Source organism: Phenylobacterium sp. LjRoot97 (genome assembly GCF_964254345.1).
In the GTDB taxonomy this organism is placed as follows: Bacteria; Pseudomonadota; Alphaproteobacteria; order Caulobacterales; family Caulobacteraceae; genus Phenylobacterium.
The window spans coordinates 3,287,165-3,305,952 of sequence record NZ_CAXUTH020000001.1 but is presented as its reverse complement, the minus strand read 5'-3'; the positions used below and the strand labels follow the sequence as shown (position 1 = coordinate 3,305,952).

General features: G+C 68.6%; 18 protein-coding genes. 12 read left to right on the top strand and 6 right to left on the bottom strand.

What is annotated here, in order from left to right:
* Positions 1-74 precede the first annotated feature (74 nt).
* From ACSQ2H_RS16280 to metH, 5 genes are all read left to right on the top strand, one after another.
* A complete protein-coding gene (locus ACSQ2H_RS16280) occupies positions 75-1,046 on the top strand; it encodes an ArsR/SmtB family transcription factor (RefSeq protein ID WP_436062432.1) in 972 nt (323 codons plus the stop codon).
* Positions 1,043-1,975: a methylenetetrahydrofolate reductase [NAD(P)H] gene (metF, locus tag ACSQ2H_RS16275; RefSeq protein WP_436062431.1), complete on the top strand. Its 933-nt coding sequence runs from the start codon at positions 1,043-1,045 to the stop codon at positions 1,973-1,975. Before ACSQ2H_RS16280 ends, metF begins: the two co-directional genes overlap by 4 nt.
* The gene (gene bla / locus ACSQ2H_RS16270; protein ID WP_436062430.1) at positions 1,972-2,832 is read left to right on the top strand and encodes a subclass B3 metallo-beta-lactamase; all 861 of its coding nucleotides are present in this window, start codon (positions 1,972-1,974) and stop codon (positions 2,830-2,832) included. Before metF ends, bla begins: the two co-directional genes overlap by 4 nt.
* Positions 2,829-3,890, top strand: coding sequence for a homocysteine S-methyltransferase family protein (locus tag ACSQ2H_RS16265; RefSeq protein WP_436062429.1), 1,062 nt, complete (start codon positions 2,829-2,831; stop codon positions 3,888-3,890). The genes bla and ACSQ2H_RS16265 overlap by 4 nt, the downstream gene beginning before the upstream one ends.
* 81 nt (positions 3,891-3,971) lie before the next feature.
* Positions 3,972-6,632: a methionine synthase gene (metH, locus tag ACSQ2H_RS16260; RefSeq protein WP_436062428.1), complete on the top strand. Its 2,661-nt coding sequence runs from the start codon at positions 3,972-3,974 to the stop codon at positions 6,630-6,632.
* Between the two features lie 79 nt (positions 6,633-6,711).
* On the opposite strand, the gene ACSQ2H_RS16255 is transcribed toward metH, so the two are convergent.
* Positions 6,712-7,257, bottom strand: coding sequence for a hypothetical protein (locus tag ACSQ2H_RS16255; RefSeq protein ID WP_436062427.1), 546 nt, complete (start codon positions 7,255-7,257; stop codon positions 6,712-6,714).
* A gap of 199 nt (positions 7,258-7,456) precedes the next feature.
* On the opposite strand from ACSQ2H_RS16255, the gene ACSQ2H_RS16250 reads away from it, so the two are divergent.
* Positions 7,457-8,206 carry a DUF5131 family protein gene (locus ACSQ2H_RS16250; RefSeq protein ID WP_436062426.1) on the top strand — a complete coding sequence of 250 codons (750 nt, stop codon included), beginning with the start codon at positions 7,457-7,459 and terminating at the stop codon, positions 8,204-8,206.
* Positions 8,207-8,262: 56 nt separating this feature from the next.
* A complete protein-coding gene (gene tcmP / locus ACSQ2H_RS16245) occupies positions 8,263-9,423 on the top strand; it encodes a three-Cys-motif partner protein TcmP (RefSeq protein ID WP_436062425.1) in 1,161 nt (386 codons plus the stop codon).
* 141 nt (positions 9,424-9,564) lie between these two features.
* On the opposite strand, the gene ACSQ2H_RS16240 is transcribed toward tcmP, so the two are convergent.
* Entirely contained in the window at positions 9,565-9,885 is a 321-nt protein-coding gene (locus ACSQ2H_RS16240; RefSeq protein WP_436062424.1) for a hypothetical protein, read from the bottom strand.
* Between the two features lie 24 nt (positions 9,886-9,909).
* Positions 9,910-10,173 carry a hypothetical protein gene (locus tag ACSQ2H_RS16235; protein ID WP_436062423.1) on the bottom strand — a complete coding sequence of 88 codons (264 nt, stop codon included), beginning with the start codon at positions 10,171-10,173 and terminating at the stop codon, positions 9,910-9,912.
* Positions 10,174-10,392: 219 nt separating this feature from the next.
* On the opposite strand from ACSQ2H_RS16235, the gene ACSQ2H_RS16230 reads away from it, so the two are divergent.
* From ACSQ2H_RS16230 to ACSQ2H_RS16210, 5 genes are all read left to right on the top strand, one after another.
* Entirely contained in the window at positions 10,393-11,148 is a 756-nt protein-coding gene (locus ACSQ2H_RS16230; protein ID WP_436062422.1) for a hypothetical protein, read from the top strand.
* 576 nt (positions 11,149-11,724) lie between these two features.
* Positions 11,725-12,495 (top strand): TIM barrel protein, encoded by a 771-nt coding sequence (locus ACSQ2H_RS16225; RefSeq protein ID WP_436062421.1) that lies wholly within the window; start codon positions 11,725-11,727, stop codon positions 12,493-12,495.
* 9 nt (positions 12,496-12,504) lie between these two features.
* Entirely contained in the window at positions 12,505-14,169 is a 1,665-nt protein-coding gene (locus ACSQ2H_RS16220; protein WP_436062420.1) for a GMC oxidoreductase, read from the top strand.
* Positions 14,170-14,285: 116 nt separating this feature from the next.
* A complete protein-coding gene (locus ACSQ2H_RS16215) occupies positions 14,286-14,705 on the top strand; it encodes a hypothetical protein (protein ID WP_436062419.1) in 420 nt (139 codons plus the stop codon).
* Positions 14,705-16,921: a zinc dependent phospholipase C family protein gene (locus tag ACSQ2H_RS16210; protein ID WP_436062418.1), complete on the top strand. Its 2,217-nt coding sequence runs from the start codon at positions 14,705-14,707 to the stop codon at positions 16,919-16,921. The genes ACSQ2H_RS16215 and ACSQ2H_RS16210 overlap by 1 nt, the downstream gene beginning before the upstream one ends.
* Here ACSQ2H_RS16210 and ACSQ2H_RS16205 read toward each other — a convergent pair.
* The 3 genes from ACSQ2H_RS16205 to ACSQ2H_RS16195 all read right to left on the bottom strand — a co-directional run bounded on the left by ACSQ2H_RS16205 (position 16,918) and on the right by ACSQ2H_RS16195 (position 18,649).
* Positions 16,918-17,523, bottom strand: a complete 606-nt coding sequence (locus ACSQ2H_RS16205) for a peptidylprolyl isomerase (protein ID WP_436062417.1) — start codon at positions 17,521-17,523, stop codon at positions 16,918-16,920. The genes ACSQ2H_RS16210 and ACSQ2H_RS16205 overlap by 4 nt on opposite strands.
* 34 nt (positions 17,524-17,557) lie before the next feature.
* On the bottom strand, positions 17,558-18,001 hold the full coding sequence (locus ACSQ2H_RS16200; protein WP_436062416.1) for a c-type cytochrome: 444 nt from the start codon (positions 17,999-18,001) through the stop codon (positions 17,558-17,560).
* Positions 18,002-18,076: 75 nt separating this feature from the next.
* Positions 18,077-18,649, bottom strand: coding sequence for a CAP domain-containing protein (locus ACSQ2H_RS16195; protein ID WP_436063579.1), 573 nt, complete (start codon positions 18,647-18,649; stop codon positions 18,077-18,079).
* Between the last annotated feature and the right edge of the window lie 139 nt (positions 18,650-18,788).

Here is an 18,788-nt window from a genome sequence, read left to right as displayed (position 1 = left end):
AAGCCGCCCGTTCAGGCGGGTTCGCGGACCGTCCGCAGCTTGACATAAAGACATAAAGATATCTTTATGTGCCCATGACGCTCACCACGAGTCAGGCGGTGGAGATTTTGCGCGCGGCGGGCGAACCGACGCGTCTGCGGATTCTTGCGCTGCTGGCGGGCGAGGAGCTGGCGGTCCTGGAGCTGTGCCGGGTGCTGGACCAGAGCCAGCCGCGCGTCTCGCGTCATCTCAAGTTGCTGGCCGAGGCCGGGCTGGTCGAGCGGTTCCCCGATGGAGCCTGGGTGTTCTACCGCCTCGTGACCTCGGGCGACGCCCGGCGCCTGGCCGACGAGGCGCTGCGGCTGATCGATCCGACCGACGCGATCATCATCCGCGACGCCGAGCGGCTGCAGGCCGTCCGCGGCGAGCGTTCGGCGGAGGCCGGCGAGTACTTCGCGCGCAACGCCGCGCGCTGGGACGAAATCCGCTCGCTTTATGTCTCGGAGAACGATGTCGAGACGGCGATCCTCGACGCTGTCGGGCCAGGGCCGTTCAAACGGCTCGTGGACCTGGGCTCCGGCACGGGCCGCATGCTGACCCTCTTGGGACCGCACGCCGAAGCGGCGGTCGGTCTCGACCTCTCCCAGCAGATGCTCAACATCGCGCGCAACCATGTCGCCGAGGCCGGCCTCGAAGGCTTCGAGCTGCGCCACGGCGATATCTTTGGCACCCGCCTGCCGGGGCAGAGCGCCGACCTCGTGGTCGTCCACCAGGTCCTGCACTACCTCGCCGACCCCGCCGCCGCCGTGCGCGAAGCCGCACGCCTGGTCGCCGAGGGCGGCCGGCTGCTCATCATCGACTTCGCCCCGCACAACCTCGAGTTCCTGCGCGAGCAGCACCAGCATCGGCGTCTCGGCTTCGCCGAGCCGGAGATGGCGCGCTGGCTGGAGGAGGCGGCGCTGACCGACATCCGCGTGACTGCGCTGCCGCCCGCCCGGGCTGAAGGGCTCACCGTGAAAATCTGGGTCGCCGAGCGCGCCCGCCTGCCGCAAAGGAGCGCCGCATGAGCCCTCATGAAACCGCGCTCGGACCCGTCGCCCGCGCCGCCGCTGGAAATGCGCGCCGCCCGTCCGTGTCGTTCGAGTTCTCGCCGCCCAAGACGCCCGAGGCCGAGGAGAGCCTGTGGGAGGCGATCCGCCGGCTCGAGCCGCTGAACCCGTCCTTCGTCTCGGTGACCTATGGCGCCGGCGGCTCCACCCGTGACCGCACGCACCGCACGGTCGTCAGGATGCTGAAGGAGACGACCCTAAAACCTGCCGCTCACCTGACCTGCGTCGAAGCCTCGCGCGCCGAGGTCGACGAGGTCGTGCAGGCCTACTGGGACGCCGGCATCCGCCATATCGTCGCTCTGCGCGGCGACCCGCCGGGCAATATCGGCGGCGTCTATGTGCCCCGCGCCGACGGCTATCTGAACGCCACCGAACTGACCGCCGGCATCAAGGCCGTCGCTCCGTTCGAGGTCAGCGTCAGCCTCTATCCGCAGATCCATCCGGAAAGCCCGTCGATCGATCACGACATCGACGTCCTGAAGGCCAAGATCGACGCGGGCGCGACCCGAGCCATCACCCAGTTCTTCTACGACATCGACGCCTACCTGTTCTTCATGGACAAGCTGCGCAAGGCGGGGGTCACGATCCCGGTCTCGCCGGGGATCATGCCGGTGTCGAACTACAAGGGCCTGAAGAAGATGGCCGGGCCGGTGGGCATCCCGATCCCGGCCTGGCTGGGCAACCTGTTCGAAGGCCTCGACAAGGACCCGGAGACACGCAAGTTGATCGCCGCCTCGGTGGCCTCGGAAATGTGCGTGCGCCTGGCTGAAGAAGGCTATTCGGACTTCCACTTCTACACGCTGAACCGGGCCGACCTCGTTTACGCGATCTGCCGGGTGCTGGGCGTGCGCGAGACCCCGATCGAGCCGGCCGAGGCGGCGGCATGAAGCGTCTCGCCCTCGCTCTGGGCCTGCTGACCTACGCCTCCGCCGCGCAGGCGCAGTCGCCGGCCAACTGGACCCAGCCGACCGAGCCGTTCCAGATCGCCGACAACCTCTACTACGTGGGGACGGCGGGCCTGTCGGCGTTCCTGATCACGACGCCGGAGGGCCACGTCCTGATCGACGGCGCCATGCCGACCAGCGCCAAGCCGATCGAGGCGAGCATCGCCAAGCTGGGCTTCAAGCCGGCGGACGTGAAGGTGCTGCTGAACACCCACGCCCACTTCGACCATGCCGGCGGCCTGGCCGAGCTGAAGAAGGATACGGGCGCGAAGCTCGCCGCCTCGGCCGGCGACCGCCAAGCGCTGGAGAGCGGCAAGTACATCGGCTCCGAAGACGTGAAGGCGTTCGACTTCGCGCCGGTGAAGGTCGACCGGGTCCTCAAGGACGGCGACACGGTCACGCTTGGCGGCGAGACTCTGACCGCGCATGTGACGCCGGGCCATACGGCGGGCTGCACGACCTGGACCTTTCCGGTGACCATAGGTGGCCAGCGTCACGAGGCGGTGCTCTATTGCAGCACCTCCGTCGCCGCCAACCGTCTGGTCTCCAAGACCAAAGGGCCGCAATACCCGGGCATCGTCGCCGACTACGAGCAGAGCTTCGCCAAACTGCGCGCCCTGAAGGCCGACGTCTTCCTGGCCCCGCACGCCGAACAGTTCGGCATGGCGGCCAAGCGCGCCAAGCTGGCGGACGGCGGCCCCAATCCCTTTATTGATCCCGGCATGCTGCAGGCGACGATCGCCAGCAGCGAAAAGGCCTTCCGCCAGGATCTCGCCAAGCAACAGGAAGCCGCGAAATGACCCGTCAGGACCGTATCGCCGCGCTCAAGCAGATCGCCAAGGAGCGCATCCTCATCCTCGACGGCTCCTGGGGCGTGATGATCCAGAAGCGCGGCCTGGCGGAGGCCGATTACCGCGGCGAGCGCTTCGCCGGCCACGCCCTTGAGCTCAAGGGCAACAACGACCTGCTCTGCATCACCCGTCCGGACATCATCGGCGACCTGCACGACCAGTACTACGGCGCCGGCGCTGACATCTCCGAGACCAACACCTTCTCGGCGACGACCATCGCCCAGGCCGAGTACGACTGCGGCGAGGCGGTCTATGACATCAACTTCCTGGGCGCGAAGATCGCCCGCGAGCGGGCCGACGCCTGGACGGCCAAGGAGCCGCACAAGCCGCGCTTCGTCGCCGGCTCGATCGGCCCGCTGCCGAAGATGCTGTCGATGTCCTCGGACGTGAACGATCCGGGCGCGCGCCTGGTCACCTTCGACGAGGTCTATCAGGCCTACCGCGAGCAGATGATCGCGCTGCACGACGGCGGCGTGGACATGTATCTGATCGAGACCATCACCGACACGCTCAACTGCAAGGCGGCGATCAAGGCCATCCTCGACCTTGAGGACGAGGGCTACGAGCCGCTGCCGATCTGGATCTCGGGCACCATCACCGACCGCTCGGGCCGCACGCTGTCGGGCCAGACGGTCGAGGCGTTCTGGAACTCGGTGAAGCACGCCAAGCCGTTCGCCATCGGCCTCAACTGCGCGCTGGGCGCGGACCTGATGCGGCCGCACATCGCCGAGCTGGCCCGGGTCGCCGACACCCTGGTCTCGGCCTATCCGAACGCGGGCCTACCCAACGCCATGGGCGAATACGACGAGCAGCCGCACCAGACCGGCCATCAGCTGCACGAGTGGGCCGAGCAGGGCCTGGTCAACATCCTCGGCGGTTGCTGCGGCACGACGCCGGACCACATCAAGCACGTAGCCGAGGCGGTCGCCGGCGTCACGCCGCGCCAGCCGCCCGAGCGGCCCAAGGCGATGCGGCTGGCGGGCCTCGAACCGTTCGAGTTGGCGTAGGTCCGTCCGCGGACTGTGTTACTTCCCGGCTTCGGCCAAACCTGATTCAGCTTGGGTCCCCGCTTCGGCGGGGAATTTGCGATGCGACCTGTCTTCATCAACGTCGGCGAACGGACCAACGTCACCGGCTCGGCCAAGTTCAAGAAGCTGATCGTCGAGGGCGACTACGCCGCGGCGCTGAGCGTCGCGCGCCAGCAGGTCGAGGCCGGGGCGCAGGTCATCGACATCAACATGGATGAGGGTCTGCTGGACTCGGTCCAGGCCATGAAGACCTACCTCAACCTGCTGGCCGCCGAGCCCGACATCGCCCGCGTGCCGGTCATGGTCGACTCGTCCAAGTGGGAGGTCATCGAGGCGGGGCTGAAGTGCGTCCAGGGCAAGTGCATCGTCAACTCGATCTCGATGAAGGAAGGCGAGGCCAAGTTCATCGAGCAGGCCAAGGCCTGCCTGCGCTACGGCGCGGCCGTCGTGGTCATGGCCTTCGACGAGGTCGGCCAGGCCGACACCGCTGAGCGCAAGTACGAAATCTGCGAGCGCGCCTACCGCATCCTCGTCGACCAGGTCGGCTTCCCGCCCGAAGACATCATCTTCGACCCCAACATCTTCGCGGTCGCCACCGGCATCGAGGAGCACGACAACTACGCCGTCGACTTCATCGAGGGCACGCGGCGCATCAAGCAAAACCTGCCGCACGCCCGCGTCTCGGGCGGCGTCTCCAACGTCTCGTTCAGCTTCCGCGGCAACGAGCCGGTCCGCCGGGCGATCCACTCGGTGTTCCTCTACCACGCCATCGCCGCAGGCATGGACATGGGCATCGTCAACGCCGGCGACCTGCCGGTCTATGACGACATCGACCCCGAGCTGCGCGAGGCCGTCGAGGACGTGATCCTCAACCGCCCCCAGCGCACCAACGTCTCCAACACCGAGCGGCTGGTCGACCTGGCCCCGAAGTACAAGGGCCAGAAGGGCGAGGCCAAGGTCGTCGACCTGGCCTGGCGCCAGGCCAGCGTCGGCTCGCGCCTGGCCCACGCCCTGGTCCACGGCATCACCGACTATATCGACGCCGACACCGAGGAAGCCCGGCAAGCGGCCGAGCGCCCGCTGCACGTCATCGAAGGCCCGCTGATGGACGGCATGAACGTCGTCGGCGACCTGTTCGGCTCGGGCAAGATGTTCCTGCCCCAGGTGGTCAAGTCGGCCCGGGTGATGAAGCAGGCCGTCGCCTACCTGATGCCGTTCATGGAGGCCGAGAAGGAAGGCCAGCCGCGCACCAGCGCCGGCAAGATCCTGATGGCCACCGTCAAGGGCGACGTCCACGACATCGGCAAGAACATCGTCGGCGTGGTCCTGCAGTGCAACAACTACGAGGTCATCGACCTCGGCGTCATGGTCCCGGCCGACCGCATCCTCGACGCGGCCAAGGAGCACGCCGTCGACATCGTCGGCCTCTCGGGCCTGATCACCCCCAGCCTCGACGAGATGGTCTATGTCGCCGGCGAGATGGAGCGCCGCGGCTTCGACATCCCGCTGCTGATCGGCGGCGCCACCACCAGCAAGACCCACACCGCGGTCAAGATCGAGCCGGCCTACAAGGCCGGCGGCACCACCTATGTGCTCGACGCCAGCCGCGCGGTCGGCGTCGTCGCCGGCCTGCTGTCGCCGACCGAAAAGGCCCGCATCGGCGCCGAGACCCGGGCCGACTACGCCAAGGTCCGTGAGAGCTACGCCCGCGGGCTGGGGAACCGCGCCCGCGCCACCCTGGCCGAGGCGCGGGGCAACGCCTTCCAGCCGGACTTCAAAGACTATGCGCCGCCCAAGCCCAGCTTCCTCGGCACCCGCAGCTTCGTTTCCTACGACCTGGCCGAACTGGCCCGCCACATCGACTGGTCGCCGTTCTTCGCCTCCTGGGAGCTGATCGGCCGCTTCCCGCAGATCCTCGAGGACGACGTGGTCGGCGAGGCGGCCCGCGACCTCTATCGCGACGCCCAGGCGATGCTCACGAAGATCATCGACGAGAAGTGGTTCGAGGCCCGCGGCGTGGTCGGCTTCTGGCCGGCCGCCGCCGACGGCGACGACATCGTGCTCTATACGGGCGAAGACCGCGCCGCCGAGCTCACCCGCCTGCACAGCCTTCGCCAGCAGATGCCCAAGGACAAGAGCCGCGAGGACGGCGGCAGGGCCAATGTCGCCCTGGCCGACTTCGTGGCCCCGGTCGGCGGCCGGCCCGACTATGTCGGCGGCTTTGCGGTCACCGCCGGCCACGGCGAGATCGAGGTCGCCCAGCGCTTCAAGGAGGCCGGCGACGACTACTCGGCCATCCTCGCCACCGCGCTCGCCGACCGCCTGGCCGAGGCCTTCGCCGAAGCCATGCACCGCAAGGTCCGCACCGAGCTCTGGGGCTACGCGCCCGAGGAGCCCTTCGACATCGACGCCCTGGTCGCCGAACAGTACCGCGGCGTGCGCCCGGCCCCCGGCTACCCGGCCCAGCCCGACCACACCGAAAAGGCGACGCTGTTCAAGATCCTCGACGCCGAGGCGGCGACCGGCATGGAGCTGACCGAAAGCTTCGCCATGAACCCGCCGGCCAGCGTCTCAGGCCTCTACTTCGCCCACCCGGAGGCGCACTACTTCGGCGTCGGCCGGATCGAGAAGGACCAGGTCGAGGACTACGCGGCGCGCAAGGGCTGGGAACTGAAGACGGCCGAACGCTGGCTGGCGCCGATCCTCAATTACGAGCCGTAGGGGGGCGGGCTCTCAGCTGACGGAGGGAAGACCGACACTCCGGCAGTAGGTTCGAATGCCCGCGGTGTACCCACAGATATCAGCGCATCCGGCGCACGTCGCTTCGTACGCGGATCGCTTGGGGCGGACGCTCGGCGTCCCGGAAGTCGACGTCGTGGAACGTGATCGAATACTCCTTGTGCTCGATCGTAATTGATCCAGCGCGTTTCACTGATCGCCTAAGCTGGTCGATCAGCGCGATCTCCTTATCGTCGGGGGGAACCGAGGTGGTTGTAACCTGCGGCAGCGAGCGGACGCTTCCCCTGCCATCCTTCAAGTTCTGAAGCGTCTCCAAGAGGAACTTGATCGCCCCCGGCCCATCAGCGAGCAGTGCGACCACGCCTGCGCTCAAGCTGATCAGCTGTACCCAAACCTCAAGGGAGCCGAGCTTGGCTCCGACCAATCGAAAGTGGAACTGGTCGGAGAGTTGCCCCCGGTAGCGAAGATCGCGATTGATCAGACCCTCAAGGACCTTCACCACATCATCGATTTGAGCGAACGACGGCGGAGGCTTGTCGCCCTCGAACATCGACCCTGGAAACGCGAGGCGAAGGACCTCCTCGGCGTTTCCTCGATAGTCGGTCATTGCCCCCTCCAGCCTGTGAAGCCCACCTGCGACTCGCACGCTTTACGGTTGCGCTCAAGGCACCGTCGTCGGGGGGCGCGCCGGTGGCGCTCTGGATCGCGCGCGCAGTCGATCACGACTGGCTGGGGAATTAGGCGTCCCATCGCATATTGTCACGCTGCGCGAACGCAGATATGTTCTTGATATGTTCGAGTGAAACATGGCCGATAGCAGCGCAATCGAATGGACTGACGCAACGTGGAACCCAGTGACCGGGTGCACGAAGATCACGGCCGGCTGTGACAACTGCTACGCGGAGCGTTTCTCGGAGCGTTTCCGGGGCACGGCAGGTCACCCGTTCGAAAACGGCTTCGACCTGCAGTTGCGGCCGGCACGACTGGAGCAGCCGCTGGGCTGGCGTCGACCTCGCATGATCTTCGTCAACTCCATGAGCGACCTGTTCCACAAGGATATCCCGGCCGGGTTCATCGACCGGGTGTTTGACACCATGGAGGCGGGCAACTGGCACACGTACCAAGTGCTCACCAAACGAAGTTCGCTAATGCGCGACTACCTGATCCGGCGGTACGGGTCGAGCAGCGCGCCGGTACACATCTGGTGCGGCGTGTCGATTGAAGACGGCTCCAACACCGCCCGTCTACGGCACCTGCAGGAGAGCCCCGCCACTGTCCGATTCCTCTCGATCGAACCACTCCTGGGTCCGGTCGGCCGCATCAACCTAGACGGCATCTCGTGGGTGATCGCAGGCGGTGAGAGCGGCCCCGGCGCGCGGCCGCTAGAGGCGGAATGGGTTCGTGGGGTGCGCGACCAGTGCACCGCGCAGGGCGTCGCCTTCTTCTTCAAGCAGTGGGGCGGGCTGCGCCCTAAGTCCGGTGGGCGGCAGCTCGACGGGCGCGAATGGAGCCAGTTCCCCACGGTGGGCACCCCGGTGACAATAGCCGCCGAATGAAGCTTGAACGCCAGCCCGAAATCGTGCTGCCGCCGCCAGGGCAAAGAGGCTAAGGCGTGGTCGCTGACCCTTTGAACTATGTGGGCCGCGAGCAGGCGCTCGTTAAGCACTACTTCCTTGAGGCCTATCTTGAGAGTCTAATCTTCAAGACGGCCAGCGCATACGACGAGGTCGCCTACGTCGACGGCTTCTCAGGACCTTGGCAGAGCACGGGCGAGGACTTCGAGGACACCTCCTTCGGGATAGCGCTTGCAGCCCTGCGGAAAGCGAAGGCCTCTTGGAAGGATCTACGCGGCCGGGACGTGAAGATGTCCGCCTTCCTGGTCGAGAAGTCCTCCGCCGCCTTCACGAACCTAGATACGATCAGGGCGAAGTTCCCGGACATCGAGATACGTACCTACAACCGCGACTTTATGGCGGTCGCAGACACCCTGGTTCGCGACATCCCCGCTCAGGCGTTCGCCTTTGTCCTCATCGACCCCAAGGGCTGGCGCATCAACATGCAGCAGCTCGGAGGCTTGCTCGGGCGACCAAACTCTGAGGTCGTGTTCAACTTTATGTTCGACTTCATCAACCGCGCGGCCTCGATGAGCCTTCCTGCGCTCCAGGACGGGCTGAGGGAATTGATGCCGTACGGCAACTGGCGTGCGAAGCTGTCTGGAAACTTGGAGCCGGACGAACGGCGCGCAGTGCTGGTCGAGGGCTTCCGCGACACCCTCGCAACCATCGGCCGCTACAAGTACGTCGCCGAGATCCCGGTCCTCCGGCCGCTGAAAGACCGAACGCTCTATTCCTTGTTCTACGGCACCCGGCACGAGAAGGGCATCGAGGTCTTCCGTGCTTGCCACTTGAAGACCGAGCGCCATCAGGCGGAGGTGCGAACGGCCACAAAACGCACTCACGAGGAACGGTCCACCGGACAACCGTCCCTCTTCGGTCGCGATGTCCAGTTCGGGCCGCGGGAGATCGAGGCGTACTTGGAGGAGCAAAAGTTACGGGCCGAGCAGACAATTCTCGCACTGGCACCTCAAGCACCCGCCCAGATAACCTATGCTGGCCTATGGCCGCAGGTCCTGGCGAGGCACGCTGTGACCCTTCCGGACGTCAACAGGATCTCTGCGAAGCTGAGGGGATCCGGTGATTTGATCTTCCACGACTGGGAGCCGGGCAAGCGGGTGCCGGCCGACACATACCGGCTCTCACGCAAGCCCGCTTGAAGGCGCGACACAGGATCGCCGGCGTTCGAGGGAGAGCTTCTTCGCCGACGGTGCGGCGAATGAACGTCTGCTTCCCGTAGCGATCCCAACGTCCGCTCCTAGCGCTAAACGGCCGCGCGCAAAATCGTGCTGTTCGTTTGCCTATCCGTCTTCATCTCGACGAGTTAGCCGGTGGACGATCGCGCCGGCGCAGTGGCGATCGCCAGCGTCGTCGACGACGATTCTGCCGAGGGGCCGCGTTTCAACGGTAGTTGGCTTCAGGCCCACGGCCAGCGCGGCCTCAGAAACACGAGCGCTGATGTCCTGCATGACTGTGTCCCTCGTTCGGGCACGATCGCCCAGCCGTTGCTGGAAGTATGTCGCGAGGAAGCCGTAGCGTAGCGTTTCGGACTCTTCGAACAGATCGCGAATCTTTTCGAGATCCGCCTGGAAGGCAGCCGGTGCCTTCTTGATCTCAACCACGCAGAATGGGTGTGGCTTCGCGTATTACTTATCGCCATGCCTCATTAGCGCGATGTCCACGCGCCGCCGATCGCCCTCAATTCCAAGTCGCGCAAGGGTGGCCTCAAGCTCGATGACCGGCCTCGAGATCTTGCCCGCGGCATAGAGCTTCTCCGCCACCGACACTTGAATGAGATTTTCCGCCCCGGAGTCGCCGGGCCAAACTCGGCCGTTGCTCCAAGCCTTGGCGCGCTTGAGGGCCAAACCCAGGCCAGCGACCACGCCGCTACGAACTTCCACTTCGTTCATGATCCATCCCGACTCTCCGATGCGAAGCTGCACCATAAGCTACCAGCGGCGCAGGGGGAGCCGTAACGGGGCGGGTTCGTGCGAAGACGCCTTGGTTCCGAAGTCCGGACTTGGCGCATCGTAGACGAATGTGTGGAAGTGAAGTTCCCATTTTGTTCTTGCGCTCCCGCCGCCGCCGTGAGACACTGAAGCCTTCTCATTTGCTGTCGTGGGGGCGTGATGCCTTCGTTGTCGCCGGGCCCGGGGCGGGCCAGGGTTCGGGCGTGCGTGCGCTTTACGCCGGAGCTGGGACGGGAGATCTGCGCGCGGGTGGCGGCGGGCGAGAGCCAGCATGCGCTGGCTCGGGAGCCCGGGATGCCGTCGCGGCGGACGTTTCGCGACTGGGCGCTGCGCGAGCCTGAGTTCGGGGCGGCGTTCGAGGCCGCCAAGCTGGAGGGGCGGCGGCGGCAGATCGCGGCCGACCGCGCGGCGGACCTGCGGCCGGGCAGCGGCAAGCTCTGGCGGCGGATGATGGCCCAGGCCTCGCCCGTGCGGCGGCGCGGGGGCAGCGTCTCGATCCTGACGCCGGAGCTGGCCGAGGAGATCTGCCTGCGTATCGCCGGCGGCGAGAGCGTGCTGGCGCTGTCGGCCGATCCGGACATGCCGTGCGCCGGCTCGATCTATGGCTGGGCGCGGCGCGACGACTGGTTCCGCGAGATGTACGTGCGCGCCAAGGAGATCGCCGCCGATCTGCATTTCGACCTGGCCTACGAGGTGGCGCTGGAGGCGACCGAGGATTCGGTGCGCGGCGACCGGCTGCGGGTGCAGGTGCTGCGCTGGCGGGTGGCGCTGATCGAGCCGAAGAAATACGGGCTGCGGCGGATGTTGGGGCCGGCGGGGGAGGCTGGCGAGGCCGAGGGGCCGCAGCCGTTTGGGATCGAGTTGGTGAACTTCGTGCAAGAGCCGGGCGGAGGCTGGCGGGAGGCGGGGTCTTGAGCGCGCTGGCGCGCTGTGCGGCGGAGGGGCCCCCCTCACCCTGACCCTCTCCCCCAGGGGGGCGAGGGGACGCTGTGTCGAACGCTTTCTCACTCTGCGGCGGGGCCGCCCCTATTCCTCCTCTCCCCGCTGGAGGGGAGAGGTTGGGTGAGGGGAGGGCGGCGCGGAGCGGCGCTCTTGCAGGGTTGGCGGTTGTGGGCGGAGGGGTTGGTCCCCTCACCCTAACCCTCTCCCCCAAGGGGGCGAGGGAATGTGTCCGGGGAGTTGCGCCGTCATCTTCTCCGCCTGGTCCTCGGCGTGGGGTTGGTCCCGGTCTTCTCCTCTCCCCGCTCGAGGGGAGAGGTTGGGTGAGGGGAGAGGCGGCGCGGAGCGGCGCTTTGCGGGCTGGCGGTTGCAGGGCGGAGGGGTTTGGCCCCCTCACCCTAGCCCTCTCCCCCAGGGGGGCGAGGGAACTGGTCTGCGCTGCTGGGCCGGAACGTGCGCTGCGGCGTCCTTGGGTCTTGCCGTGTAATCGATTGTATGGACACTGGCGCGCGATGGCTGCGCCTGTGGGACGGCGGCTGCAGGGAGGTGAGCGTGCGGCAGAGCTTTGCCTGGTGGTCGTTTACGGCCGGCCGCGAGGTCGAGCCGGCGGGGTTCCTGCGCGCGGCGGTCGAGGCCGGGGCGCGCGGCGTGGAGATGCTGCCGCCGCAGCTGTGGCCGCTGGCCCGCGAGCTCGGGCTGTCGATCGTCACCGTCACCGGCCACAAGCTGGAGGAAGGCTTCAACGATCCAGCCCGGCATGCGGGCTTGCGGGACCATGTGCGGCGCACGATCGACGCGGCCGCGGCGGGCGGGGCCGAGGCGGTGATCGTGTTCGCGGGGAACCGGTTCGGCGACGGCGACGACGCGCGGGCGGTGGCCGCCTGCGTCGAGGGGCTGGGGCCGGTCGTGGAGCATGCGCAAGGGGCCGGGGTGCGGCTGCTGATGGAGTTGCTGAACAGCAAGGTCGACCATCCGGGGCAGCAGTGCGACCGCACGGAGTTTGGCGCGCAGGTGGTGCGCGGGGTCGGCTCGCCGACGCTGAAGCTGCTCTATGACGGCTATCATATGCAGTTGATGGAGGGCGACCTCAGCCGCACCATCAAGGCCAATTTCGAGCTGATCGGTCATGTCCATACGGCCGGGGCGCCGGGGCGGCGCGACCTGGATGACCGCCAGGAGATCAACTGGCGCGGCATCGCCGGGCTGCTGGACCATCTCGGCTACGACCAGTGGGTCGGCCACGAATTCATTCCGCGGGGCGAGCCGATCGCCGCGCTCAAGCAGGCGCTGGCGGTGTTCGACGCGCCGGGCGGTAAGGCGTAAGGTTTGACCATGCAGTTCGACGCGATCGTAGTGGGTTCGGGCATCAGCGGCGGCTGGGTCGCCAAGGAGCTGTGCGAGCGCGGCCTGAAGGTGCTGATGCTCGAGCGCGGGCCGAACATCGAGCATGGGGACGACTACAGCCACGAGGAGGCTGGACGGCTGCGCTGGCGCGACGACCAGATCCCCGACGACGAGAAGGCGCTGCACTACCCGTATTATGTCGGCGTCAGCTACGCGATGTTCAACTCGAACAAGAAGTTCTGGGCCAGCGACCACGACTATCCGTACGAGCAGGCCGAGGGAAAGCCGTACCGCTGGATCCGCGGCTATCACCTGGGCGGGCGCTCGCTGACCTGGGCGCGGCAGTCCTATCGCTGGGCGCCGGACGACTTTGAATCCAACCTCAAGGACGGGCACGGCGCCGACTGGCCGATCCGCTACGAGGACCTGGAGCCGTGGTACGACCACGTCGAGGCGTTCGTCGGGGTCAGCGGCAATTACGATGAGGTCCCGCAACTGCCGGACGGCGACTTCCTGCCGCCGTTCCCGTTCAATTGCGTCGAGGAGGACGCCCAGGGCCGCATCGAGGCGGCGTTCCCGACGAGGCGCTTCCTGATGGGGCGCTGCGCGAACCTCAGCCGGGTGGCCAAGCCGCAGATGGACCTGGGGCGCAAGCGCTGCGAGGGCTATGTGCGCTGCCATCACGGCTGTCCGCTGGGGGCGGCGTTCTCGACCCAGGCCGCGACGCTGCCGGCGGCGCGGGCGACCGGCAACCTGACCGTGATCACCGACGCGATCGTCGAGAGCGTGGTCTACGACCCGGCGACGAAGCGGGTGACCGGCGTGCGGACGATCGACCGGCTGAGCAAGGTCGCGACGACCTATGACGCCAAGATGGTGTTCCTCAACGCCTCGGCGATCAACTCGGCGGCGTTGATGCTGAACTCGCGCTCGGAGGCGTTCCCGCGCGGGCTGGCCAACGGCAGCGACCAGGTCGGGCGCAACCTGATGGACCATGTCGGCTGCGGCCAGATCGTCGGGACCTATCCGGCCGGCTTCGAGGACCAGCCCTGGCAGGCCGACCGGCCGACCGGCATCTACATCCCGCGCTATGCGGGGATCACCGAGACCGACAAGCCCTATCTGCGCGGCTTCGGCATGCAGGGCGGGGCGCGCAAGGTCCGCCGCAGCGACGGCGAGGGCCGCGCCTGGGTGCTGTCGCTGGGGCCGTTCGGCGAGGTGCTGCCCGATCCAGAGAACCGGGTGACGCTGTCGGCCTCGCGGGTCGACAGCTGGGGGATCCCGCTGCCGCGCATCGAGGCCGCGCACGGGGCCAACGAGCAGGCGATGATGCGCGAGGCCGCGCGCGACGCCGCCGCCATGCTGGCCGCCGCCGGCTGCACCGACATCACCCCCTGGGAAGAGGCCGGCGCCAGCCTGACGCCGCCGGGCGACCGCATCCACGAGATGGGCACGGCGCGGATGGGCCGCGACCCGGCGACCTCGGTGTTCAACGGCTGGGGCCAGGCGCACGAGGTGGCGAACCTGTTCTGCTCGGACGGAGCGGTGATGGCCTCCAGCGCCTCGATGAACCCGTCGCTGACCTACATGGCGCTGTCGGCCAGGACCGCGAACCACGCCGCCGACCTGCTGGAGCAGGGGGCGTTTTCGTAAGGCGCAGGGCGCGCTTCGTCGCTTGAGCGCGCCGGGCCCGCCGCCCGGCGCAGCGGCGCTGCAAAGCTGAACGGCGGGCGGCAGGGTCGCGGCGACCTCAGCCCCAGGACCGCCCGATGAAACTCGCCGCCGCCGCGCTCGCCGCGCTCTTCGTCTGCCTCGCCCAGCCGGCCGCCGCCGACGACGGCTTCAAGCCGCTGGGCGTCTGGGCCGCCCGCATCGACAAGGTCGAGACCCCGTCGCAGGACCGGCTGGTCCACGTCTACGTCACCTTGCGCAACATCAGCGACAAGCCGCTGGTGCAGACCGAGCGGGTGGCGCTGCTGATGGAGGACAGCCTGGGCGTCACGGTCGAGAGCGGCCAGGGCCTGCAGCCGATCGCCGGCTATCCGAAGCTGTTCGACTCGCCGCCGCCGATGACGCCGCCGGGCGGCGAGATCGCCGCCAAGTACGTCTTCGACCGCAACAAGGACGCCAGGGTCGTGGCGATCATGGTCGAGGAGAGCCGCGAGCACCTGGCCACCTTCACGTTCTGATGCGCGGGGGACATGTTCTGGCGGCGGGCGCGGCGCTGAGCCTGTGCCTGGCCGGGCCGGCCCTGGCCTGGAAGCCCAAGACCCACGTCTACCTGGCCGAGGAGGCGATGCGCGACGCCCTCGCCGACGGCAAGGTGACCTTGGGCGAGATCGACCCGCAGACCGGCGAACTGGTCGGGACTCTCGGCGCCTTCGAGGTCGAGCCCAAGGCGCTGGCGGCGCTGAAGGGCGGGGCCAAGCAGTTCCGGGCCGGGGTGCTGGGCCCCGACGCCTATCCCGACATCCTGACCGGCCAGCAGATCATCCATCCCGACGAGTCGGCGGCCGGCGGCGGCGGGGCGAGCGGCAGCGACGCCTGGCTGAGCTGGATCCACCGCAAGGGCTTCGTCGAGAGCGGCGACGCCAAGGTCAACGCCTTCGCGCTCGGCTACCTGACCCACGCGGCCGGCGACGTGTTCGCCCACACCTACGTCAATCACTATGCCGGCGGCGAGTTCACCCTCGACCCGGCGATGAACGCGGTGAAGCACCTGACGCTGGAGGGCTATATCGGCGAGCGGACGCCGCGCACGGTCAACGCCTTCTCGACGCGGATCGCCAGCGGCCGGCCGTGCGACCGGCGCAAGCAGGACGACCTGCCCGACGACGGGACGCCGTGCGGCATCCGCTATGAGTCCGTCTACCTGCCGGTGACCAGCGAGGACACCTCGATCGCCGGGGTCGAGGCGTTCATCTGGCGTGAGATGATCGACGCGCGGCCGGGCAGCGAGCTGGCGACCCGGCTCTATCGGGGCGAGGCCACCGGACGCTCCATCCCCTGGATCTTCTCGCGGCTGCGCACGCGGGTGCAGGCGCGGGTCGACGCCTATGAGGCCAAGCGCGCGACGCTGTCGGGCCTGGAGCGGGCGGCGTTCGAGGCGACGAGCGGACCGGGCGCGGCCTATGACCGGGCCTGGGTCGAGGACATCGACCGCGGACTGCAGGCCTGGCCCGCGACCAGCCACGAGGTCGCCAAGGCGCTGGTGTTCTCCGACGCTGGGGCCGACCTCGACCGGGCCGAGACCGCGATGGGGCTCTATGTGCGCGACCACATGCTGTCGATGGCCGGCGCGCCGGACGGGGTGGTGCAGGTCAGCGCCGCGGTGATCGAGACGATCTCGAAGCTGATGCCCGAGGTGTTCGTCGGCGTGCTGGAGGAAATCCTGCGGGCGCCGCTCAACGCCACGGTCGAGGGCGCGACCGGCCAGACCCTGGACAAGTGGAAGGACTATCTGAGCCGCCCGCACGCCCACTTCGACGATGTGATGGGGCAGGGCGGCGGCGGCCACGGCGGGGCGCAGGCGCACACGGTGAACCTGAGCGACTTCAACCGCGAGCAACTGAAGATCGACGACGCCGGCTATGCGAACGCGGCGTTGCGCTGGGAGACGGAGCGCTTCGCACCGGCCTTCAACACCCTGCAGATGACCAAGCTGCTGCTGCTCAGCGACAAGGGCAGGCGCGAGCTGGAGCAGGCGCTGACCGGGCGCGGCGCCCTGGTGGCGCTGGGCTCGGACAACCTGATGCTGGGCTGGGTGCGCTCGATGGACGCCGGCAACCAGTGGCAGGCGCTGCCCTCCAAGCAGCCGGGGGCCTCGCCGCAGCCCACCCTTGCGCAGAGCGGCGGGGCGGCCTGGCGGCGGCTGTTCATGCGCCAGCTGGGCGAGGAGCCGCTGGCGCAGGAGCCGGCCAGGGAGCCCGAAACCCCGGCGCCGCAGGAGCCGCAGGGACCAGGGACCCCCGCGCCGCAGGAGCCCGCGCCGCCGCAGCAACCCGAAGCGCCGCCGCCGAAGCCGCCTGCGCCGCAACCGCCGCGCCCGGACCCGACCGGAACCTTCAAGCGGCTAGGCGCCTGGTCGGTGCGGATCGACCGCGTCGAGCGGCCGGCCGACGACCGGCTCGTGCATGTCTACCTGACCCTGCGCAACGACGGGCCGCGGCGGCTGTTGCAGACGCAGGACGTCAGCGTCGTGCACCGCGACAGCATGGGGATCAGCGCCGAGAGCAGCCAGAGCCTGAAGCCGCAGACTGGCCGTCCGGAGCTGTTCGGGGCGCCGCAGCCGGTGGCGCTGCCCGGGCGCGAACTGCGCGCCAAGTACGTGTTCGACCGCAACGGCGCGACGACGGGGATTACGGTGCGCGAGGGCGCCGACTACAGCGCCGAGTTCGGCTTCTAGGCCCGGCGCATGGTCAGGATCGGCACCGGCGGCTTCAGCCACTGGCCGCGCTGGTCCTTGAACTTGGTCTCGCCGTTGGTGGGCAGCGAGAGGATCTTCTCGACGATCGGCATGCCCTGGACCACCTGGCCGAAGGCGGCGTAGCCGAGGTTGTCGCCGGAGGCCTTGGGATTGGCGTCGAGATAGGGCTGGTCGCCGACGCAGATGAAGAAGTTGCTGGTCGCCGTGCCGGTGGCGAAGCGGCCGAGCGAGATCGTGCCGTTGAGGTGCTTGAGGCCGGTCCTGGTCGTGCTCTCGTGGGCGATCGGCGGGAACGGCCGGACCTTGGCGTCCGGGGCGCCGACGATGGTGCCGTCCTTGGGAACGCCCGGCGTGCGTGCGGCGCGGAAGAAGCTCCCGCCGTCATAGGACTTGGCGTCGACGTAGCGCAGGAAGTTGGCGGTGGTCAGCGGCGCCTTGCGCGGCTCCAGCTCGACGATGATGGACCCGCGCGGGGTCTTGATGACCACCCGCGGCTTGCCTGCGGCGGCCAGCGCGGCGCGCGGCGCGGCGAGGACCAGGCCGCCGGCGGCGATCAGGCTGCGTCGAGGAAGGTCGCTCATCGGGGCTCTCCGGTCACGTCTGCGCCATAGCAGATCAGCCTTTGGGGCGGGAAGTCCGCGCGGCCTCGCGCATCGGGCCGCGGCCGTCCGTGCCGTGCCAGATCTGCAGGGTGACGCCCTCGGCGTCGGTCGCGTAGCGGAACTGGCCGCGGGTCAGGTCCGGGGTGCCGAGGATCTCGGCGCCCTCGCCGCCGAGACCGTGGCAGGAGGCGCAGTGCGCCTGGTAGAGCGGCACGGCGCGGACGATCGCCGCCTGATCGCGCGGCGCGCCGGCCAGGGCCAGGACGTACTCGGTGAGGTCGGCGATCTCGGAGGGGCCGAGCTCGCCGCTGTCGCCGAAGCCCGGCATGCTCGCGGTCTGCGGCCAGGAGGTCAGGCGGGCGCTCTCGGAAGCGCGGGGAATCTGCTGGAGGCCGTAGGCGCCGAGCGCCAGGGCGCCGACCAGGCCGGCGCAGAGGAAAGCGGGTACGCGGGACATGGCCGCAGTCTAGGGCCCGCCGGGCCCGCGCGCCTAGACCATCGTCAATGCATCAGAGTTGGACGCGGCAGGCGCCTAGCGCGGAGCCAGCGCCCCGGCGAAGTCGATCACGCACATGGCGCCGTAGGCCGAGTGCGAGCCGCAGGCGACCCCAGCCAGGCTGTAGCCGGCGCCGAAGATGGTCTTGCGGTGGCCGCGGCCGGGCACGCGGCTGTCGACGATCAGCTGGACCACCACCTCGCGGGCGCTGGCGTAGCCGTAGGAGATGGTCTCGGCGCTCATCCCGGCCCAGACGCCCTGGTTCTTGAGGCGGGCGGCGAGCCCGCCGGCCCCAGCGCCATGGCCCTCGGCCCCGCGGCGGGCCTGAGCGCGGACGTGGGCGCCGGCGGCGGCGGCCAGACCCGGATGGGCGGCCAGCGGCGGCAGCGGCCGCTGGGACAGCAGGAAGCCGATGGCCTCGTCGACCACGTACGGGTCCTCGTCGCGCAACGCCCAGCCGCCGCGGGCCAGCTCGTCGGCGTAGCGGGCGGGATTGGCGCGGGCGTAGTTGAGTTCGGCCAGCACCTCGGCCTCGAGGCCGCGGGCCTGGGCGGAGACGGGCAGGCAAAGCACGGCGAGCAGCGCGACAAGGCGCGCGCGAAGGGACATCGTGACCACGCACGAACTCCAGTCATCAGATGTCCCCCGGCCAAGCTCTAGCGGGGTTCGCGGCGGCCGCGCCCTGCGGCAAAGCGCGCGGCCTGTCGGAACGCAGAGCGCCGGTTCGTCCTTGGGGAAATGAAGGAGA